Origin of the sequence: Oceaniglobus ichthyenteri (assembly GCF_003057885.1) — a bacterium.
GTDB lineage: Bacteria > Pseudomonadota > Alphaproteobacteria > Rhodobacterales > Rhodobacteraceae > Oceaniglobus > Oceaniglobus ichthyenteri.
Map to the genome: position 1 here is coordinate 1 of NZ_QAGK01000008.1, position 18,342 is coordinate 18,342.

19 protein-coding genes and 1 pseudogene are annotated in these 18,342 nt (G+C 58.6%); 11 read left to right on the forward strand and 9 right to left on the reverse strand.

Annotation, left to right across the window (positions count from 1 at the left end):
• Window positions 1–289: 289 nt before the first annotated feature.
• On the reverse strand, window positions 290–1,921 hold the full coding sequence (locus tag C8265_RS12560; protein WP_108484371.1) for a hypothetical protein: 1,632 nt from the start codon (window positions 1,919–1,921) through the stop codon (window positions 290–292).
• Between the two features lie 275 nt (window positions 1,922–2,196).
• On the reverse strand, window positions 2,197–2,682 hold the full coding sequence (dps, locus tag C8265_RS12565; RefSeq protein ID WP_108484372.1) for a DNA starvation/stationary phase protection protein Dps: 486 nt from the start codon (window positions 2,680–2,682) through the stop codon (window positions 2,197–2,199).
• A 165-nt stretch (window positions 2,683–2,847) separates the two neighbouring features.
• Between dps and C8265_RS12570 the strand changes: the two genes are divergently transcribed.
• Window positions 2,848–3,462, forward strand: coding sequence for a LolA family protein (locus tag C8265_RS12570; protein ID WP_108484373.1), 615 nt, complete (start codon window positions 2,848–2,850; stop codon window positions 3,460–3,462).
• Window positions 3,463–3,472: 10 nt separating this feature from the next.
• Here the strand turns inward: C8265_RS12570 and C8265_RS12575 are convergent, their stop codons facing one another.
• Together C8265_RS12575 and C8265_RS12580 are read right to left on the reverse strand one after the other, a co-directional pair.
• Window positions 3,473–4,057 carry a transglycosylase SLT domain-containing protein gene (locus C8265_RS12575; protein WP_108484374.1) on the reverse strand — a complete coding sequence of 195 codons (585 nt, stop codon included), beginning with the start codon at window positions 4,055–4,057 and terminating at the stop codon, window positions 3,473–3,475.
• Window positions 4,058–4,137: 80 nt separating this feature from the next.
• Entirely contained in the window at window positions 4,138–5,019 is an 882-nt protein-coding gene (locus C8265_RS12580) for an AEC family transporter (RefSeq protein ID WP_108484375.1), read from the reverse strand.
• 83 nt (window positions 5,020–5,102) lie between these two features.
• Between C8265_RS12580 and hspQ the strand changes: the two genes are divergently transcribed.
• A complete protein-coding gene (hspQ, locus tag C8265_RS12585; RefSeq protein WP_108484376.1) occupies window positions 5,103–5,429 on the forward strand; it encodes a heat shock protein HspQ in 327 nt (108 codons plus the stop codon).
• Between the two features lie 12 nt (window positions 5,430–5,441).
• Here hspQ and C8265_RS12590 read toward each other — a convergent pair whose 3' ends face one another.
• From C8265_RS12590 to C8265_RS12600, 3 genes are all read right to left on the reverse strand, one after another.
• Entirely contained in the window at window positions 5,442–7,022 is a 1,581-nt protein-coding gene (locus C8265_RS12590; RefSeq protein ID WP_108484377.1) for a gamma-glutamyltransferase family protein, read from the reverse strand.
• Between the two features lie 282 nt (window positions 7,023–7,304).
• Window positions 7,305–7,805, reverse strand: coding sequence for an ATP-binding protein (locus tag C8265_RS12595; RefSeq protein WP_108484378.1), 501 nt, complete (start codon window positions 7,803–7,805; stop codon window positions 7,305–7,307).
• On the reverse strand, window positions 7,795–8,172 hold the full coding sequence (locus C8265_RS12600) for an STAS domain-containing protein (protein ID WP_108484379.1): 378 nt from the start codon (window positions 8,170–8,172) through the stop codon (window positions 7,795–7,797). The genes C8265_RS12595 and C8265_RS12600 overlap by 11 nt, the downstream gene beginning before the upstream one ends.
• A gap of 113 nt (window positions 8,173–8,285) precedes the next feature.
• Between C8265_RS12600 and C8265_RS12605 the strand changes: the two genes are divergently transcribed.
• From C8265_RS12605 to C8265_RS12645, 8 genes and pseudogenes are all read left to right on the forward strand, one after another.
• On the forward strand, window positions 8,286–8,768 hold the full coding sequence (locus C8265_RS12605; RefSeq protein ID WP_108484380.1) for a GAF domain-containing protein: 483 nt from the start codon (window positions 8,286–8,288) through the stop codon (window positions 8,766–8,768).
• A gap of 126 nt (window positions 8,769–8,894) precedes the next feature.
• Window positions 8,895–9,515: a LysE family translocator gene (locus C8265_RS12615; RefSeq protein WP_108484381.1), complete on the forward strand. Its 621-nt coding sequence runs from the start codon at window positions 8,895–8,897 to the stop codon at window positions 9,513–9,515.
• Window positions 9,516–9,585: 70 nt separating this feature from the next.
• Complete coding sequence (locus C8265_RS12620) at window positions 9,586–12,033, forward strand: GcvT family protein (protein WP_108484382.1); 2,448 nt, start codon at window positions 9,586–9,588, stop codon at window positions 12,031–12,033.
• 25 nt (window positions 12,034–12,058) lie between these two features.
• Window positions 12,059–12,418, forward strand: a complete 360-nt coding sequence (locus tag C8265_RS12625) for a hypothetical protein (protein ID WP_108484383.1) — start codon at window positions 12,059–12,061, stop codon at window positions 12,416–12,418.
• Window positions 12,415–13,308, forward strand: a complete 894-nt coding sequence (locus tag C8265_RS12630) for a homocysteine S-methyltransferase family protein (protein ID WP_108484384.1) — start codon at window positions 12,415–12,417, stop codon at window positions 13,306–13,308. Before C8265_RS12625 ends, C8265_RS12630 begins: the two co-directional genes overlap by 4 nt.
• Before the next feature lie 14 nt (window positions 13,309–13,322).
• Window positions 13,323–13,547 (forward strand): annotated as a pseudogene (locus tag C8265_RS12635) (DUF6946 family protein); the annotation flags it as partial.
• 51 nt (window positions 13,548–13,598) lie between these two features.
• A complete protein-coding gene (locus C8265_RS12640) occupies window positions 13,599–14,243 on the forward strand; it encodes a pseudouridine synthase (RefSeq protein WP_108484386.1) in 645 nt (214 codons plus the stop codon).
• 129 nt (window positions 14,244–14,372) lie between these two features.
• Window positions 14,373–15,197, forward strand: a complete 825-nt coding sequence (locus tag C8265_RS12645; RefSeq protein WP_108484387.1) for an SHOCT domain-containing protein — start codon at window positions 14,373–14,375, stop codon at window positions 15,195–15,197.
• A gap of 129 nt (window positions 15,198–15,326) precedes the next feature.
• Here C8265_RS12645 and pnp read toward each other — a convergent pair whose 3' ends face one another.
• Window positions 15,327–17,459, reverse strand: coding sequence for a polyribonucleotide nucleotidyltransferase (pnp, locus tag C8265_RS12650; protein ID WP_108484388.1), 2,133 nt, complete (start codon window positions 17,457–17,459; stop codon window positions 15,327–15,329).
• A gap of 148 nt (window positions 17,460–17,607) precedes the next feature.
• Between pnp and C8265_RS19515 the strand changes: the two genes are divergently transcribed.
• On the forward strand, window positions 17,608–17,754 hold the full coding sequence (locus C8265_RS19515) for a hypothetical protein (RefSeq protein WP_164512328.1): 147 nt from the start codon (window positions 17,608–17,610) through the stop codon (window positions 17,752–17,754).
• A gap of 90 nt (window positions 17,755–17,844) precedes the next feature.
• On the opposite strand, the gene rpsO is transcribed toward C8265_RS19515, so the two are convergent.
• The gene (rpsO, locus tag C8265_RS12655) at window positions 17,845–18,114 is read right to left on the reverse strand and encodes a 30S ribosomal protein S15 (protein ID WP_108484389.1); all 270 of its coding nucleotides are present in this window, start codon (window positions 18,112–18,114) and stop codon (window positions 17,845–17,847) included.
• Window positions 18,115–18,342 lie beyond the last annotated feature (228 nt).

Sequence of the window (18,342 nt, forward strand, 5' to 3'; positions counted from 1 at the left end):
TGCACAGCGCCATCGGCTATACTACGCCACAAGAAGCAGAGGACGCTTTCTATGAAAACTTAAACGGCCATGATAAAGCAGCCTAAGATTTGAACAAAACACTCTCCGGTAAACCCGGGGCGGTTCAGACCTTGTCCACCTCGTTGGCCCGGGGAACGGGGCTGCGAAGCCATAGCCTCGGATAGGCCTTGGAGCCGATGTTCGGTCCCGGCCATTTCTTTCGAGTGCCATCTCGCATAAGCCGAAACGCAGGCCTGACATTCGCCGCAGCCCAAGCCTGCAGTGCATCTCAATAATCAAGCTCCGGGTAGGCTTTTCGCCAGGCGTCGAAGCTCTCGTGAAACTCGTCCTTGCGCTGATCAATCCAGTCGCTCGAAGCCTCCTTGTTAAAAGAGACGATCGCCCACTCGAACCTGTCGTCCAAGATATCTTCCCGAAAAATGTGCGGCACGACACGCCCCATTGTGCCTTCCTGCTCGCCACCCAAGGTCATCTTTCCCGGCGGAATCATATCCCTCACGCAGGCAAGCGATGCCGCCTTCGTATAGGTATCGCGGGTCATAATGCCTTGGAAGCTTCCTCTTCCGTCGCGCTCTTGCTTGACGAAATTGAACCATTTGTCGCGCAGAAATTCGATCTCATGAGCTCGCCTTTCGGCGTCACTCCGGGCCTCTTTCGCATCGGAGGAAAGCGGCAGATCGGCAGCATCGAAGGCCTTGTCCGTTCGATAGATGAAACGGTGGAGTTTGCCGATTGCCGACGCGAAGAGCGCGGGTTCATCGAACCGGGCCGTCGGACGTTGGAAGTGTATCAGTGGCGCGGTGAATGGACCGTCGCTGTTGCGATATTTCTTCCGGAGATTGACGGATTGCGTGGAGCCGAAATAGTGCTCTTCTACGACCTCAAGGGGGTCGATCGTCGGGTCAAAATCGACATCACAACGGAAGACATAGCCTGACCTGATATCCGCGCTGATTGAACAGTTCAGTTGTGTCAGCCGCCGATCGGTCCTCGTCTCCCAGTTCACGTTGATCGAGATATCGTCGTGCGCGATCCGGGTATGGGTATAGGGCTTTCCGTCCTTGATGCGCTTGCGTTCGACCTTGGCCCGCCACTCTGTCAGTTGGGCGCGCTCATAGGCCAGCAGGGTTCTTTCCAGCCAGAAAATCCGATCATACAATCGCGACATCCCAAGCTCTGTCTCACCGCGCGGAGTGCGAAGCATGCGGCGCATATCGTGCAGACTGTTGCCATTCACGATCATCGCCAGAATGCGGAGGTTGTCATCGCGCTTCTGCTGGCGGCGGTGCTCGCTGGAAACCGTGAAGCGTGCGCCCGGCGCACCCTTGCAGGGCTTGTGGATCACCCTCACCGACCTTGCGCGCGTCTTCGAGCCTTTCTTTCGGCCGACCGACCTGGATGGCGTGCCGTTCGCACCATTGAAGACGAACTCGTGAGGGGCTTCCAGATAGCCGGTCCCACAGTTGCCGCATCTGGGTCCCTCCAAGGCGCCATTCTGCGTCCAAAGGCGGTTCTGCTCCTCCTTGTAAGCACTGTTCGACAGGAGCCGCCCACTTACCCCGCATTCTGCGTTGCCACGCAGATGCTGGCAGGTGAGCATCCGACCGTCCTCCCACGCCCTGGGATCGCCGGAGAACTCGAAGGCACTGGTCTCACGGTGAAGGTCGTCGTCGCCTTCTGCCGTGATCTTGTAGCGACCGACGCCCCTTGCAATGGAAACGTCTGACATCGCAGCGCGCAGGCGCTTCTCCTGCGCACCTCTGCCCTTGAAGGAATGCTTCGTCGGCGCTGGCTCAATGCCGAAATTGCCGCAGTCGGGATCGCCGCAGCAGTTGAGATTTGTGTCGCCCGACACGAGCGGGTATACTTGCGCGAGCGTAAGGTTTTTGAGGCTCTTCATCTTGTTCGGTCCCTTCGTCCGTTTGGCCAAGAGCTCGCGCGCCTCCTATATTGGCCTTGTCGGCTAATCCCGAAATAATTCACGCCGATAGACGTGCTCCGCGCGGGAAGTTCGAACTTCCCGTCAGCTTCTCTTGAGAACACAGATTTGCGCCGAAAATAGGGCGTGAAATCAAAAGCCTGCCAACCTCTCGGTCGGCAGGCTATATGAGTTATGTCCTATAACTCGGAATGGCCCGGGGCAATACCCCGGGCCTTTCTGGTTATATCGTTGGTTCAGCCCTTCACGGGTGCATTCGATCCGATGAACCAGGCGTCTTTGTCGATTGCGCGACTGACTTCGGTGAACAGGTCTTCGGTGTCGGCGTCGCCCGCATCTGACGCTTCTTCGATGGCTTCGCGCAGGGCCTTGCCCACCTTCAAAAAGCGATCTTTCAACGCTTCAATGTGGTCGGCAATCGCCTCCATCTCAACGGGATATGGTTCAACCGTGCTTTCCGATGCGGTCACCTCAAGCGTGCCTTTGGCATGGCCACCGATGATCACGGCGCGTTCTGCCATCAGATCGGCGCCATCGCGCAGACGATCGGCGACCTCGTCAAGCAGTTCATGCACACCGATATATCCGGGGCCTTTCAGGTTCCAATGGGCCTGTTTCACGGCTAGGGTAAGGGCAACGGTGTCGGCCAAACGGGCGTTCAGCAGATCAATCATCTTGTGGCGTGTCTGGTCGTCAAGGCCGGCAACAAATGCTTCTGGCATGGCGGGTTCCTTTTGCTATTCGGTTTTGGGCGATGCTTCGCCCTTGATTGATTGGTAAACGCCACCCGGTGCACAAGGTTCCATCGCGCATGTTATTGCCTATCAGTGGCGCAATCTGCACCCTGTACCTATATATCTTCGAACAACCGAATAATGAGGACTGTCATGTTGAACAGACGCCACTTTCTGGCCAGCGGCACCGCCGCCGCAACCCTGGCCCTGACCGCGCCTGCGCAGGCCGCGAAAATATCGCTGGGGTCACTTTCCAGCTATCTGAACCAGTTGCAGACCGCAGTGGCCGATTTTACCCAGATCAACGATGATGGCACCATTGCAACCGGCAAGATTTACATCAAACGTCCGGGCCGTTGCCGGTTTGATTACAATCCGCCCGAACAGACATTGGTGATGGTGGGCGGCGGACAGGTTGCGATTTTCGATGGCAAATCGAATCGCGCCGCACCCGAGCAATATCCGCTGTCGCGCACGCCCCTGTCGATCATTCTGGAGCGTAACGTTGATCTGGCGCGGCGCAATATGGTGGTTGGGCACCGTCAGGACGGGCCGAAAACCATCGTTGTGGCGCAAGACCCGGAAAACCCGAACTATGGATCGATTGAATTGGTGTTTACCGATGGCCCGATAGAATTGCGCCAGTGGATCATCACCGATGGATCGGGGTCAAAGACCACCGTGGTATTGGGCGATCTGGCCAAAGGCGCGAATCTGCCTTCGACCCTTTTCAATATCCCTTACGAGGTGGGCCAGCGCGGCGGCTGACCCGTTTGGGTCAGCGTTTGCGACAGGCCCTGAGTTGCGCATCATAGGTGACGGCGCGGTTGCCCACCTCGCCTGCGATGCGCACCAGCCATGGTTTTGCATTATACGATTGGCGTGCAAAACCGGTGCGCCCTTCGTGATAGGCCAGATATTGGTTGCGCGCATCGGATTTTGAAACGCCAAGGCGGCGTTCGGTCTGATGCATGTACCAGCCCATGAAATCGGTTGCATCGTTGATATCGTCGCGCTTTGATCTGCGCCCGCCTTCCTGATCCTTATATTCCTGCCAGGTGGCATCCAATGCCTGGGAATAGCCAAATGCGCTGGATTGGCGGCCCATGGGGATCACCCCAAGGGCATATTGAATCGGCGTGCGGGCATTGCCGATAAATTTGCTTTCCTGATAAATCGTGGCCATCTGAACCGGCACCGGAACGCCCCATTTGCGTTCGGCCTTCTTCATGGCGCGTAAATATTTTGGCCGCTGCTCAACGATGGAACAAGCGTTATCCAAATTGCGGGGCGCCGAAAATTCGCGGCTGCCGCAGCTGGCGACAAGCACGAAAAGAATCAGGGCGCGAAGGGGTCTGCTCATCTGCCTCTCGCTTTTATCGTTTTTTGTTGTGGATAACCTAGCCCAAATCGCCGCCGGGGGAAAACGAAAATCCCCGCCCGTCACATCACAAACGCAAGTGTGACCGGAAGGGCAACCACCGACATCAGGGTCGAAACCACAACCAACCCCGCCACCGCGTTGGAATCGGCGCCGTACTTTTCAGCCAACATATAACTGGTGACCGCGATGGGTGTGCCCAGTTGCAAAACCAGAACCGCAAAGGCCACAGGCGGCAGTTCAAACCACCGCCCGATCGCCCAAGCCAGGCCAATACACACCACAATCTTGAGCGCTGATAAAACAACCGCCTGGCCCAATCGCCCCGGCGACAACCTTGCCACAGCCACCCCCAGGGTGATCAGCATGATTGGAATCGCGATTTGCCCGATCAGCGACAGGGTGTTGGTGATGACCCGGGGCGTTTCCCAATCCATCCAAAGGAATATCACCCCCAGAATCGAGGCGGCAACCAATGGTTCCTTCACCGCCTTCAAGGGCGATCCACCGCCTGACACGATCCAGATACCGGCGGTGAACGAATAAATCGCCATGATCGCAAACACCACCACCGCCAGGCCAAGCCCCTGATCGCCAAAGGCAAACAGTGCCAGCGGCAGGCCGACATTACCGGTATTTCCAAACACCAGCGGGGCCAGATACGTGCGGATTTCCAGCCGCCCGATCAGTGCAATCGCCGCCATCACAACCGTGACTGACGCGTAAGCGGCGACCGTCGCCAAGGATAACGTGGTCAGGGCAGATGGTTCGATCTCGGCCTGCATCAGGGCGACGAATATCAGGCACGGCACCGACAATGTCATGGCCAGGCGGGTGACGAATTGAATCCGGTATTCAAACCCCAGTTTGACCCAGACGAATCCGATTGTGGCCAAGGCAAAAACCGGTGCCACAACCTCGGCCACTGTTAGAATAAGGTTCACAGACTGTTTCCCCGTTTTCCCGCCCATTCCATGGACAACCCCCCACCGAATTGATTACTAAAGGGTTCCAGGGGGACATCTCTATGCTTAAAACGCGTGCGAAATATCATTTGGGCCAAGTCGTGCGCCACCGCAAGCATCCGTTTCGCGGTGTCGTGTTTGACGTGGATGCCATGTTTGCCAACACCGAAGAATGGTATGATTCCATTCCCGAAGACAGCCGCCCAAAGAAGGACCAACCGTTCTATCATCTTTTGGCCGAGAACGATCAAAGCTACTATGTGGCTTATGTGTCTGAACAAAATCTGGTCGCCGATTATTCCGGTGAGCCGGTCAGCCACCCCGATCTGGCCGATCTGTTCGGTGATTTTCAGGACGGCGCTTATCCGCTTGATTTTCAGATGAACTGATTGCGCGCGGGGTCAATACCCCAGCGCACAGCCATCTTTGCGCGGATCTGATCCGCCTTCCAATACACCCGAATCATGATCTATCCGAATCGCCTGTGCACCGCCGATGGCGGTGGTCGGGGTTGTCACGTCATGGCCCAGCGTGGCCAATTCGGCGCGCACGGCGTCACCGTATCCGCGTTCAACCCCTAACTTGCCGCCATCGGCAAAGGCGCGGGGGCCATCAACCGCCTCTTGCGGCGAAAGGCCGAAATCCACCGTATCGGTCACAAACCGCGCGTGGCCCACGGGTTGATACCCCCCGCCCATCACCCCGAACGGCATCACAACGCGGCCTTTTTCACGCAACATGCCCGGAATGATCGTGTGCATCGGCCGCTTTCCCGGCCCGGCCTCGTTCGGATGACCCGGTTCCAGGGTGAAGCCCGCGCCGCGGTTCTGGAACAAGAGGCCGAATTTTTCCGATGCAATGCCCGCGCCAAAGCTGTGAAAGATGGAATAGATCAGCGATACCGCCATGCGATTGCGATCCACCACAGTGATGTAAACCGTATCCTTGTGCACGCTTTCCGACAGGTTGGCGGGGGATGCCATGGCGCGTTTGGGATCAATCAGCGCGGCCAGTTTTGCCGCCGTATCGCGCGACAGCATATGATCAAGCCGGGTCATGTGATCGGGATCGGCCAAGAACCGATTGCGCGCATCATAGGCCAGCTTTGTCGCCTCGGCCTCGATATGGACACGCGCGGCACCGAACGGATCCATCGACGGCAGATCGAAATGTGACAGGATATTGGTCAGCAAAATTGCCGTTGCGCCCGGACCGTTGGGCGGATGTTCCACCAGATCGGTGCCTTTGTAATCGCCCGAAATCGGGCTGCAATAGGTGCTGTCGGTCTTGGCAAAATCTTCTGATGTGTGGGTGCCACCCAAGGCGCGCAATGTGGCGACCATATCGTCGGCCACCTCGCCTTCGTAAAAACCGGCGCGCCCGTCCATGGCAATCCGGCGCAGGATGTCGGCCTGTTTGGGCGCACGAAACACTTGGCCTGCCTTGGGCGCGCGCCCGTTCAGAAGATATGCGTCGCGGGCGGTGCCGTGCAGCCGATCCGCCGCTGTGGCCCAGTCGAATGCAACCCGTGGCGCCACGGGAATCCCCGCCTCGGCATAATGAATCGCGGGGGCGAGTAATGTTTTCAGCCCGGCTTTTCCCCAATCGCGGGACAATTTGCAAAAGGCATCCACCGCCCCCGGCAGCGTCACGCAATCAACCGTGTCCAGTGGTATCACCGACAGACCCTTGGCGCGCAGCGCTGCGCCCCTCAATCCGGCGGGCGCGCGGCCCGATCCATTGAGCGCGATGATATCTTCTGTGCCCGGCGGTGAGAGCAGAACAAAACAATCCCCGCCAAGGCCGCACATGTGAGGTTCGGCAATGCCCAGAATTGCAGCCCCCGCAATGGCGGCATCTACGGCATTTCCGCCTGATTCCAGTATTTGAATGGCAATCTTCGCGGCAAGAGGGTGCGATGTGGCGCACATTCCGTTGGTGGCCATAACAGGTGAACGGCCGGGCAATTGGAAATCGCGCATGATCAAACCTTTCGTGAATGAGTTATATTAACCTAACCACGGGGAACCGGTTTGAAAATGCGGGAAATAAACCCCGACATCGCGCACTGGGTGGGGGCTGTGACACGCGACGCCGGGGGAAGCTTTAAGCAGCTACAGGTTATGTATGGCGGTGCATTCTGGCCCGGATGCGGAGTGATTGGGGCGTTTTGGGGGCAATGTTGTTCTGCCGGGGCTGCGACGCGTTTGTTTGTCAAACTCTCACAGCGCCAAAAATGCGCGCCACCAAATCTGGCGCATGCGTCAGTTGCGGGAAATCGACTGCCCGACCTCGATGCGAAAACTCAGGATGTTTCTGTCCTTCTGGCGCATATAGGCCAGATCACGGGTCAAATGGCGGATCAGAAACCAACCAAATCCGCCTTCCGGCTGGTGTTCCAACGGGCAATCGGGATTGGGCGGATTGCCCGCTGGCGGGACGTTGCGCGGCATCGCATCACCCGTGTCGATCACCCGGCACGAAAGGCCACTTTGGGTTTGTTTCAGCTGCAATTCGATCATCCCGACGCCTTCGTCATGATAGGCATGTTCGGTGACATTGTTTAACACCTCGGCCAGAACAATTTCGATGGAGCTGTTATCGTCCTCGCTCAGGTTCATGGCGCCGAGGCCGGCCATGACGCTGGCCAGGGCCAGGCGCACATTTGATTGGGTGCAGGGAAAGACCAGGCGCAATTCCACGCTGTTTTGATGTGAGGTATCTTCGATAGGGTTTTCCGGCACGAGATGATGTTCAATACGCATGGGCCCGGCCCTTGGGGTCTGCGGCCCCGTCAACGGGAAGCGGTCCCAATGCCTCAGCCAGATTTGGATGAATCGTAAAAATGCTGTCCATGCGGGTCAGGCGAAACACCTTGTCGACTGCGGGTTTCAGCCCGGCCAATTCCAGTTTTCGGGTGCTGCCCAGTTGTTTCATCGCACCGATAACCGCGCCTAAACCGCTGCTGTCCAAAAACCGCACGCTTTGCATATCCAGCACCACACGTGGTGGGGCATCAATGGTCAGATCGCGCATTGTGTCCTTGAAATCCAGCGCGATGGCGGCATCCAACCGGTCTTCCAACAGGGTGATGACCATCAGCCCGTCATGCTGTGCCGTTTCAAGTTGCATTTCAAAATCCCTTTCGCCCGACTAAACCCCACCGTAAAGCGAAAGAGGTTACCATTCCGTATCCAATCTCTGGTTGTATACAATTGATCGGATTTTCCCAAAGGAGCCATCGGATGCCCGTGAATTACGACGAACTGGAAAACACACTGGCCAGCCTCACGGCGGGCGAATGCGATGGCGTTGCCCTGATGGCAACGATTGCCTGTGAACTGCATCATTGCGACGACCGGTTCGATTGGACCGGATTTTACCGGGTCACCGCGCCCGATGTGTTGAAGATCGGGCCGTATCAGGGCGGCCATGGGTGTTTGGTTATTCCGTTTGATCGCGGCGTGTGCGGCGCGGCGGCGCGCAATCGCACGGTGCAATTGGTGGGGGATGTTTCGGCCTTTCCCGGCCATATCGCCTGTGCCGCCAGCACCCGATCGGAACTGGTTCTGCCGGTGATGAACGGCGACGGGGCGTTGATTGGCGTTCTGGATATCGACAGCAATCAACCCGATGCCTTTACCCAAACCGACGCTGATCGTCTGTCGCTGATTCTGGCGCGGTGTTTCAAAGATGTGGCCGCACCAGATTTTCGGGGTCATGCGTGAAAATGTCTTGCCACACCCCGAACCCCGGTGACAGGTTTCAAACAAAAGGAGAGCCATTTCGATGGGCCAACCCGAACAACCAATCCGCCGTGGTGATCTGGGTCATCGCGCCGCCCGTGTGCTGACATGACGTTTGAAAGCTGGAGCATTTTCGCCCTGTTCTGGGTGGTGTTTGTTACCTCACCCGGGCCAAATGCGGTGAATTGTATTGATAACGGCATGACGTACGGGTTTCGCCGGGCCCTGTGGGGGGTGGCGGCAATTTTGACCCAGGCGGTGCTGTTCCTGACCCTGTCGGCGGCGGGGGTGGCGGCGTTGTTGGTCACATCGCCCACGGCGTTTTTCTGGGCAAAACTGATAGGGGCGGCGTTTCTGGTTTACCTTGGGGTGCGCGGATGGCTGAACGCGGGGCGCCGGGTGGTGGCGCGCCCGGTGACGGGGCGCACGATTTATGGGCGCGCCTTTCTGATCGCGACAATCAATGCCAAATCGGTGGCTGGCTATCTGGCGGCCTTTACCCAATTCGTGCAGCCCGATGTGGCGATCTGGGGCCAGATGGGGGTGATCGCGCCCACTGCCCTGACAATCACGGCGCTGTCCTATTGCGGATACACGGCCATTGGCGCGGGATTGGGGCGCGCGGCAATGGGGGCGGTTCTGAACGTGTGGTTTCGGCGGGGCATGGCAGTGTGTTTCGTGATTTATGGCACGCTTTTGGGGGGCTCGGCCGTGTTGACGCGGCCATGATCGGTGCACTCGGCCTGAGATAAACAGCAAAGCCGGGCATGTCCGCCCGCTGACAGCAGGAGAATGACAAATGGCTGAGGGTGCGACAACGGCGCGTGTGGTGATCATTGGTGGCGGCGTGGTCGGGGTTTCATCGCTGTATCATCTGGCCAAGGCCGGTTGGAGCGATTGCGTCTTGCTGGAAAAGAACGAATTGACCGCCGGATCAACCTGGCACGCGGCGGGCAATTGCCCCAATTTCAGCGCGTCCTGGGCGGTGATGAACATGCAGCGTTATTCATTGGAAATGTATCGCACCCTGGCCGATGATGTGGGGTATCCGATGAATTACCACGTCACAGGCGCGCTGCGGCTGGCCCACACCCGCGAACGGATGCGCGAATTTGAAAAGGTGGCAGGCATGGCCCGGTCTCAGGGGTTGCAGATGGATATCTGCACGCCCGAAGAGTTGCAGGCCCACAATCCGTTTCTGCAAACCCATGATCTGGCGGGCGGTCTGTGGGATCCGCTGGATGGCGATATCGATCCGGCGCAACTGACTCAGGCCCTGGCCAAGGGCGCGCGCGATCTGGGCGCGCGGATAAAGCGGTTTTGCCCGGCCACGGGCGTGTCGCGCAATGGGCAAGGGTGGATCGTTCACACCGATCAGGGCGATATTCGCTGTGAATATGTGGTCAACGCCGCGGGCTATTATGCCCAGCGGGTGGGCGAGTGGTTTCGCCCCCATGGCGGGCGGCGGGTGCCGATGGTGGTGATGAGCCATCAGTATTTTCTGACTGAACCGATTGGCGAACTTGAAGCCTGGACCAAAGAGAAAGGTCGCAAGATGCCGATGATCCGCGATGTGGATTCATCCTATTATTTGCGTCAGGACAAGCACGGCCTGAATCTTGGCCCGTATGAAAGAAACTGCAAGGCGCACTGGATCACCCCCGATGATCCGATGCCCGATGATTTCAGCTTTCAACTCTATCCCGATGATCTGGACCGGCTTGAATGGTATATCGAAGACGCCATGGCCCGGGTGCCGATACTGGGCACCGCGGGGGTGGGGCGCAACATCAACGGCCCGATCCCCTATGCCCCCGATGGATTGCCGATGATCGGCCCGATGCCGGGGGTGAAAAACGCGTTTGAGGCGCATTCCTTTACCTTTGGTATCGTTCAGGCGGGTGGCGCGGGCAAGGTATTGGCCGAATGGATCATCGAAGGCGAAACCGAATGGGATATGTGGGCCTGTGATCCGCGCCGCTATACCGATCATGCCGATGATGCGTTTTGTCTGGCCAAGGCGCGTGAAACCTATGGCCATGAATACGCCATGCATTTCCCGCACCATGAATGGCCCGCGGGGCGCAATAAAAAGCTGTCGCCGGTGCATGACCGGATTATTGCCGCAGGCGGGCAGATGGGCGCCTATAACGGGTGGGAGAGGGCAAATTGGTTCGCAAGACCCGGCGATGATACAAGTCAGGCGGCCACCCAGACCTGGGCGCGATCCGGCCCGTGGGAACCGCGCATCAAAGAGGAGGTGGCAGCGGTGCAAAACGGGGTTGGCGTGCTGGACCTGCCCGGATTTTCGCGGTTCAATTTAGGCGGTGAAGGCGCCGCAGATTATTTGCGCGGCCTGATCGCCGGGGCGCTGCCCCGGGTCGGGCGGATGAACCTGGCGTATTTTCCCGACAGTCGCGGGCGGATCGTGAGCGAAATGTCGGTCATGCGCCACGGCGACGATTTCTTTACCCTGATCACCGCCGCCCCCGCCCAATGGCACGATTTCGATCTGTTGAACAAACATCTGCCCGCCACCCTGACCCTAAGCGATCACACCGCTGATTATTCGACGTTGATCGTGACCGGCCCAAAGGCGCGGGAGGTGTTTCAATCCCTTGATACCCGTGCCGATCTGACCGCACCGTGGTTGTCGATACAACCCGCACAGGTGGGCGGTGTGGCCTGTGCATTGGCAAGGGTCAGTTTCGCGGGCGAACTGGGCTGGGAAGTGCACGCCGCCAACGTCGAAATTTCCGCGCTTTACGATGCGATCATCGGCGCGGGCGCGGTGCCGTTTGGCATGTATGCGCTGAACTCCTTGCGTCTGGAAAAGGGGTATCGCACATGGAAGGGCGATCTTTCCACTGATTACACGCTGCTTGAGGGCGGGTTGGAGCGGTTTGTCAGGTTTGACAAACCCGAAGATTTTCCCGGCAAGGCCGCGCTGTTGGCCGAAAAACAGGCGGGGCGCAAACGTGGGTTTGTGACCCTGCTGGTTGATGCCGATGATTGCGATGCGCCGCATATGTCACCCCTTTGGCACGGTGATACGGTGGTCGGCGAAACCACGTCGGGCGGATGGGGGTATCGGGTGAAGGCCTCTGTCGCGCTGGGCATGGTGCGGGCCGATCTGGCTGTGCCCGGCACGGTGCTGGAGGTTGAGATCTTTGGCCAAAGGCGGCGCGCCGTGGTGCAGCCCGACGCGCCCTTGTGGGATCCTGTAAACGAACGTATCCGCGCATGACACGGTTTGAGTGGGAAATCGCCCAATGCTGACGCGGCAGATATCGGTTGTGTGCCTGCTTTTATTGCTGATCGCCGCTCTGGCGTGGCTGCTGCGCCGGGATGGCGCGTTTTTGGCGTTCACATGTTTGGGGCTTATCGCGGTGTTAATCGGCACGGCGGTTCAGGTGTCGCTGGATAAAACCGGTCAGGCGGATGCCCTGACCCTGTGGAACATCTCGATCCTGGCGGTGCTGATCTTTGCGGTGGGCATGGTTTTCTGGGGGCGCAGCGGCTGGATTGTGGCGGATGTGCTAAGCGTGCTATCCGCGCCCTTCCTCGCGCTGGGGGTGATGGTGGCGCGAAACCTGTTTTACCCCTGGATCACCAAAGGAGCCCGGACATGACACAAATCACCCTGTTGGATGGGGGCATGGGGCAGGAACTGCTGAACCGTTCGGGCGATATGCCTACCAATCTGTGGGCGACGCAGGTGATGCTGGATCACCCCGGGCTGGTGCAGGCGATACATGGCGATTATTTTGCTGCCGGGGCCACGGTGGCCACCTCCAACACCTATGCGGTGCACCATGACCGGTTTGCCGGCACCGATTTCGCCCCCCGGTTTGATGAGATTCTGGCTATTGCTCTGGCGGCGGTGCGCACGGCGCGCGATGATCACGGCAGTGGCCGGATTGCCGGCGCGATAGGCCCGCTGATTGCCAGCTATCGCCCGGATATCCACCCCGATTCCGAACGTGCCGTGCCACTTTACGCCGAACTGGCCCGCGCGATGGCGCCCCATGTCGATCTGATCTTGGGGGAAACCGTCGCATCACTGGCCCATGCCGATGCCATTCTGACGGCCTGTGCGCCCTTGGGCGTGCCGGTCTGGCTGGCGGTCACGGTGCGTGACAGTGACGGGGCGAAACTGCGCTCGGGCGAGCATGTGGGCGATGTGATCGCAGTGGCGCACGGGCGCGCCGCCGCCCTGTTGGCCAATTGTTCCGCCCCCGAGGCGATGCCAGCCGCGATTGACGCGCTGTTGCCCGGTGATGTGCCTGTGGGGTGCTATGCCAATGCGTTCACCCAGATCACCGAGGATTTTCTGAAAGAAAAACCCACGGTTGATGCCTTGTCGGCGCGCCGGGATATGGGGCCGCAGACCTACGCCGATCATGCCATGGACTGGATCACCCAAGGGGCCACCATCGTTGGCGGTTGTTGTGAAACCGGGCCTGCCCATATCGCCGAACTGGCCCGCCGCATCCGCGCCGCAGGTCACAGCATTATTTAGGAACGCCCCCGTCCCGCGCGATCCGCTCTCAATTGCTGCACCGCACGCCGGCCGCCCTGATCGAGGCGCGGCGGTTCACCGCCCCTGGCGCCGGGATGATCGTGCACAGCTTTAGCGCGACGCGCCGCTGGCAAGAAGATTTTACCGCCTTTGCGGGTCTGTTCCCGAAAGACCCTGCGTCAAACGGGATCGCGCTGACCCTGAAATGGGTCACCAGCCCGCTGCCGTATTTTTCATGAAATATCCGATTGCGGCCTCACCCCCGGCGCAGGGCGTGCTATAGCGCGGCCATGAGTGATTATTGCCCCCCCGATACCCCGCTTGAGGTGGTCCATGTGGATCATGAATTGTTGATTCTGGCAAAACCGGCGGGCCTGCTTTCGGTGCCGGGCAAGGGCGAACATCTGGCCGATTGCCTGATCACCCGGGCGCAAGCGGCGTTTCCACAGGCATTGCTGGTGCATCGGTTGGACCGCGACACATCAGGCGTGATGGTGTTTGCGATGACCCCCCATGCCCAACGCCACCTGGGCCTGCAATTTGAAAAACGGTATGTAAAAAAAGCCTATGTGGCGCGGGTTTGGGGGCGGATGGAGGCGAAAACCGGCACAGTCGATCTGCCGCTGATCGTGGATTGGCCAAACCGCCCGTTGCAAATGGTCGACCACGAAAACGGCCGTGTGGCGGTGACGGATTATCGGGTGATCAAGGCCGACGCAGATGAAAGCCGGGTGCGGTTGATGCCGCAAACCGGGCGTTCGCACCAGTTGCGCGTGCATATGTTGGCGCTGGGCCATCCGATATTGGGCGATCCGTTTTATGCCACCGGCCCGGCCCGTGATTTTCCGCGCCTGATGTTGCATGCCGAGAGCCTGAAACTGCGCCATCCCGATGGCGGTGTCGGCATGACATTTCGGGTGAAATGCCCGTTTTGATCCGGGCGCGGGCGGGCGACTGCGTGCAGGCACGACACCCGCCCACCCGGCCACGCAGCGCGCCGAATATGCTGTTGTGGCGGGGGCGGGCGTGATAGGCGCGCCTTTTGCAGGTTGACGGAGGATGTCATGGCGGCGCTGAGCGAAGAGGGCAAACGGATCGTTTCGGATATGGCAGCGCGCCATGGGTTTGGCGAAGATGCCGTGGTGCATATGTTGGTGGCGCTGCAAAATGGCGGCGGCACCCAGGCGCAGTTCAACCATTTTGAATTTGGCGGCATGGGCCAATGGTCACTGGGTGGAATGACCATGGTTGGCGACATGTTCAACAATCAGATGAAGGCGCGGGTTGATGCCCTGTGTTCGGATTTGTCGGGTGTGGTACAGGCGGCATCGGTGTTTGCGCCGGAAGCGCGGTCATCGCAAAGCCAGTCACAGAGCGGATCCTGGTCGGGGATGAACACCGGCGGGTCCAGCCTGTTTGTGCCGCAAGCGTCGGATTGGCCCGCGGATTTGGGGCAACCCGGATCGCAAGGCGCGCAGAATGACATGCGCTATGCGTATTTTCCCGATCGGCAACGTCTGGCGATTTCCGTTGGCGGCGTGGTCACGGTGTATGACACCGGCATCCACCAGATTGGTGGGTTTGGACAGGCCCAGAGCGGTGATCAATCGCTGACATTCACCAGCCAGCATGGGGTGGTGCGGGTGGCCGATCTGCCGATTGTGGGCAACCGCGCGCCGGATACGCCTGCGTCAGACCCGATACCCGGCGCGTTACCGGCAAACCCACCGCCGCGTGTTTCGATGCCGCAACAGCCCGCACCCCCCTCTGAGGCGAGTGACGAGCAGATTTTCGCCCGGATCGAGCGTTTGGCAGACTTTCACGCGCGCGGGATTCTGAGCGATGAGGAATTTGGCGCGAAAAAGGCCGAGCTTTTGGCGCGCCTTTGATGGGGCGCCTTTACCGGCGTGTTTGGTGAAACCAAAGCGTACCTGTTGGCCTTGGCACCATAGCCAAACGGCCAATGCAAAAGGCCCCGGCGTTTCCACCGGGGCCTTTTGATTTTTCGTTACCAGCGCTTATTCGGCGTCTTCTTCGGCCTTGGCGGGTTCGCCGGTGGCTTGATCGACGATTTTCATCGACAGGCGTACCTTGCCGCGATCATCAAAGCCCAACAGTTTCACCCAAACCTCTTGGCCCTCTTTCAACACATCCGACGGATGGTTCAGGCGGCGGTTTTCGATTTGGGACACATGGACCAGACCATCGCGTTTGCCAAAGAAATTCACGAACGCACCGAAATCGACCAGTTTGACGACCGTGCCTTTGTAAATCTTGCCTTCTTCCGGCTCGGCCACGATCGAATAGATCATGTCATATGCCTTTTTGATGGCTTCGGCGTTTGAGCTGGCAATCTTGATGATGCCGTCGTCGTTGATATCGACCTTGGCGCCCGACACTTCGACGATTTCGCGGATCACCTTGCCGCCCGATCCGATGACTTCGCGGATTTTATCGGTTGGCACCTGCATGGTTTCGATCTTGGGCGCATGTTCGCTGAACGATCCGGCCGAGGACAACGCCTTGTTCATTTCGTTCAGGATATGGATCCGGCCATCCTTGGCCTGGGCCAATGCCTTTTCCATGATTTCGGGCGTGATGCCGGCAACCTTGATATCCATCTGCAGCGATGTGATGCCTTCGGCGGTGCCTGCGACCTTGAAATCCATATCGCCCAGGTGATCTTCGTCACCCAGGATATCGGTGAGGATGGCGTATGAGCCGTCTTCCTCAAGGATCAGACCCATGGCCACACCGGCGACGGGCGCCTTCAGGGGTACGCCGGCATCCATCATCGACAATGACCCACCGCAAACCGACGCCATCGAGGACGAGCCGTTGGATTCGGTGATCTCAGACACGACGCGGATGGTGTATGGGAAATCGGTTGCCGCAGGCAGAACCGCCTGAAGCGCGCGCCAGGCCAATTTGCCATGGCCGATTTCGCGACGACCCGGAGGGCCGAAACGCCCCACCTCGCCCACCGAATAGGGGGGGAAGTTATAGTGCAGCAGGAAGTTGGATTTATACATGCCCTGCAATGAATCGATCATCTGTTCATCGTCGCCGGTGCCCAGGGTAGTTACGACCAGACCTTGGGTTTCGCCACGGGTAAACAGGGCCGAACCATGGGTGCGGGGCAGGATGCCGGTTTCCGAAACGATCGGGCGCACGGTTGTCGTGTCGCGGCCATCGATGCGTTTGCCGGTTTTCACCACGTCACCGCGCAGGATGCTTGATTCCAGCTTTTTGATCGCCGAACCGAGGTTTTCATCGGCCAACTGCTCTTCGCTGAGTTTGTCCTTGATCGCGGCGACAGCATTGGAAATCGCGGTGGTGCGTTCCTGTTTGTCGGTGATCGCAAAGGCGGCGCGCATGTCGGATTCACCGGCGGATTTGACGGCGTCAAACAATGCGCTGTAATCGGCAGGCTGGAAATCGAACGGTTCCTTGGCACAGGCTTCGGCCAATTCGATGATCAGGTCGATCACCGGCTGAATCTGATCGTGGGCAAATTTCACCGCGCCCAGCATTTCTGCTTCGGTCAGCTCATAGGCTTCGGATTCAACCATCATCACGGCGTCTTTGGTGCCGGCCACAACCAGATCCAACCGCTGTTCGGGGTTGAGTTTAAGGTTGTGCATATCTTCGATGTCGGGGTTCAGCGTGTATTCGCCATTGCTGAATCCAACCCGGCAGCCCGCGATGGGGCCCATGAACGGCGCGCCCGAAATGGTCAGCGCGGCCGAGGCGGCAATCATCGCCACCATGTCGGGATCATTGACCAGATCATGGGACAGCACGGTGCAGATCACCAATACTTCGTTCTTGAAACCGGGCGCGAACAAGGGGCGGATCGGACGGTCGATCAGACGGCTTGTCAGGGTTTCTTTTTCCGTGGGGCGGGCCTCACGTTTGAAAAAGCCACCGGGCACTTTGCCGGCTGCGTAATATTTTTCGTTGTAATGCACGGTCAGCGGAAAGAAATCCTGCCCCGGCTTTTGTTGTTTGGCGAATGTAACGTTTGCCATAACGCTGGTTTCACCCAGGGTGGCGATGACCGAACCATCGGCCTGGCGGGCAACCTTGCCCGTTTCCAAAGTCAGGGTTTCTTGGCCCCACTGAATGGATTTTGTCGTGACGTTGAACATGTAAGTTCCTCATGTCGGCCCTTGGGCCATTGCGTAGGGGGCGAATTCCCCCTGACCCCGGTATCTTGTAGGGCGCTGGGTCCGGGCGCCTGCCATGGGCAAGATAGATCGCCCATACCCTAGTTTTAATGCATATGAAAGGGCTGCGGTGGCACCGCATGGCTATGACGCGATGCAGCGGGGCACATTGGTGACGGTCAACGAACCCATGCCGAGCATCGCTGCAAATTGGGTGATCCCGTTTCTGCCGCGCCGCGCTGTGTTGAAAATGATCGCAAAGATGCAAAAGAAATAAGCCGCAGGCGCCAGATATCAGGGCCGGCCCCGAAACGCGAAACGCCCGCGCAGGGGCGGGCGTTTGCAAATCATCGGATCAAACAGCGTCTTAGCGACGGATGCCCAGACGCTTGATCAGGTCTTGATAGCGTGCTTCGTCTTTGGATTTGGTGTAATCCAACAGTTTACGGCGCAGCGCGACCAGTTTCAAAAGACCACGGCGCGAATGGTTGTCTTTCTTGTGGGTCTTGAAATGCTCGGTCAGGGTGGTGATCCGGCTGGTCAGGATTGCAACCTGTACTTCGGGCGAACCGGTGTCGCCTTCTTTAGTTGCGAATTCTTTCATCAGGCGGTTTTTTTCTTCGACGGTAATCGACATCGGGGTCTCCTTGCATAAGGTTAAGGGAATGGCGCAAGCCGGGATGTCGTCCAGCAGGGCCCATGGAGGTGCCACACGCGGTGGCTTTCGCGCCTATAGGCAAGATTGCAGCAAATGAAAAGCGATATTGGCGATTCTGCTGAAATACGAATCGTTCGCGCTGTGATTGTATCGATTACCTACGCCATCCGGATCAATACGCGCCCCGTTCGGGAATTGTTTCCCTGA